Annotated in this window: 1 protein-coding gene; it reads left to right on the plus strand. The window is 72.9% G+C overall.

All coding sequences use genetic code 11. The annotated features are described in order from the left end of the window. Positions 1 to 219 precede the first annotated feature (219 nt). Complete coding sequence (locus HW577_RS25130; protein WP_198378814.1) at positions 220 to 1188, plus strand: tripartite tricarboxylate transporter substrate binding protein; 969 nt, start codon at positions 220 to 222, stop codon at positions 1186 to 1188. The last annotated feature ends 106 nt before the right edge of the window (positions 1189 to 1294 follow it).

Below are 1294 nucleotides of genomic sequence, written 5' to 3' on the forward strand. Positions count from 1 at the left end.
AGATGAACTTCGACCAGGCGGGCGACGCCCTGCTCGACTGCATCATCCGCACCGCGGACGGGCAGTTCACCGCGGCCGAGATCCTCGGCCACCGGGAATTCAGCCTGACGCGGCTGTACGAGAGCGCCTGAACCGCGCCGGGGGGCGAGGTCGCCGCTTCCGCCCCCCGCGCGAACCGCGTTAGCCTTCCCGCCAACGACACCAACGGGAGGGTCCAACATGCTCCAGCGTCGCCACCTGCTCGCGGCACCTGCCCTGCTCGCGCCCGTCGCCGCGCGCGCGCAGGCGCCCTTCCCCGACCGCGCCGTGCGCTACATCGTGCCCTTCCCGCCGGGTGGCCTCACCGACATCATGGCGCGTCTCGTCGGGCAGAAGCTGGCCGAGATCTGGGGCAAGCCCGTCGTCATCGAGAACCGCGCCGGCGGCAACGCCCTGATCGGCGCCGATGCTGTGGCGAAAAGCGCGCCGGACGGGCACACGCTGCTCGCCATCACCATGACGCACACGGTGAACGCGACGCTGTTCCCGAATGCGCCCTTCGACTTCCGCCGCGACCTGACGACGATCTCCGTGCTCGGGTCCCTGCCGCTCGTCGTGGTGGTGAATGCGGAACGCAACCCGGCGCGCACGCTGGCCGAGCTGGTGCAGCAGGCCAAGCAGCGGCGGCTGAACGGTGGGTCCTCCGGCAACGGATCGCCGCCGCATCTCGGGCTCGAGCTGTTCCGCCGCGCGGCGGAGGCGGGGGACAACATCACCCATGTGCCCTATCGCGGCGGCGCGCCCTCCGTCACCGACCTCGCCGGCGGCAGCCTCGACTTGATGGTCTCCAACCTTCCCGAATGCATCGCGCAGATCCAGGCCGGACGGCTGCGCCCCCTTGCCATCACCTCCGCCGCGCGGCATCCGCTGCTGCCGGAGGTGCCGACCGTGCGCGAAGCAGGCCAACCGACGCTCGAGATGACGAACTGGACCGCAGTGATGGTGCCCGCCGCCGTGCCCGCGCCCACACTCGCGCGGCTCGAGGCCGACACGCTGGCCGCCATCCGCGACGCCGATGTCGGCCGCCGCGCGCGCGACGGCGGCTTCACCGTGGAAGGCTGGGACCGCGCGCGGTCGCTGGCCTTCGTCACGGAGGAGACGGCCCGCTGGGCGCGGCTGATCCAGGAAGCGGGGCTGCGCGCGGACTGATGCGACTTTCCCTGGCGGATGCCGAACACCTCGCCCGTCGCGCGCTCGCGGCCGCGGGGGCGAACCCCGACATGGCGGCGGCGACGGCGCGCGCGCTGGCCGCCGC

Source organism: Neoroseomonas rubea (assembly GCF_016106015.1).
In the GTDB taxonomy this organism is placed as follows: Bacteria; Pseudomonadota; Alphaproteobacteria; order Acetobacterales; family Acetobacteraceae; genus Neoroseomonas; species Neoroseomonas rubea.